The sequence below is a fragment of the Serratia sp. A07 genome (genome assembly GCF_058725505.1).
In genome coordinates this window covers 1-565 of the sequence record NZ_JBZXDO010000250.1, presented here as the reverse complement: position 1 = coordinate 565, position 565 = coordinate 1, and the positions used below count along the sequence as shown (strand labels likewise).

The 565-nt window shown below is 63.4% G+C and carries 1 protein-coding gene; it reads left to right on the top strand.

The genetic code is table 11. From position 1 onward, the window contains the following. Positions 1 to 134: 134 nt before the first annotated feature. Positions 135 to 565, top strand: a 431-nt coding sequence (mobF, locus tag AC4PR2_RS29580; protein WP_492176135.1) for a MobF family relaxase, incomplete at its 3' end; no start/stop codon positions are given.

Sequence of the window (565 nt, the reverse complement as noted above, 5' to 3'; positions counted from 1 at the left end):
CAGGCGGCCACCCCGCATCCGGAGAAAACCGGTGCGGGAAGCAAAGACGCGGCAATGCCGCCCGAGCTGGCGGACGAAGACCAGATGGTACGCCCCACTGAAACGGTCGTTTTCACCGAAATGGAGCGATAACCATGCTATCCGTCTCAGCGGTCAAGTCGGCCGCCAACGCCGCCGGCTACTACGAGCAGAAAGACAACTATTACTTTATCGGCGAGATGGCCACCGAGTGGCTCGGCACCGGCGCCGAGAGCCTGGGGCTTGAAGGGCCGGTCAAGGGCGAGGTGTTCAGGACGGTGCTGGAAGGCCATCTGCCGGATGGTGGTGACCTGTCGCACATGAAAAACGGCAAGAACACCCATCAGCCGGGCATCGACCTGACCTTCTCGGCGCCCAAGAGCGTGTCGGTGCTGGCGCTGGTTGCCGGTGACACGTTCCTGATTGGGGCGCACAAGCGGGCGGTGGCCGCCACGCTTAACGAGCTTGAGAAGTTTGCCTCGACGCGCACCATGACGGACGGCGTCAGCGCGCTTGAGCAGACCGGCAACCTGGTGGTGGCGACGTT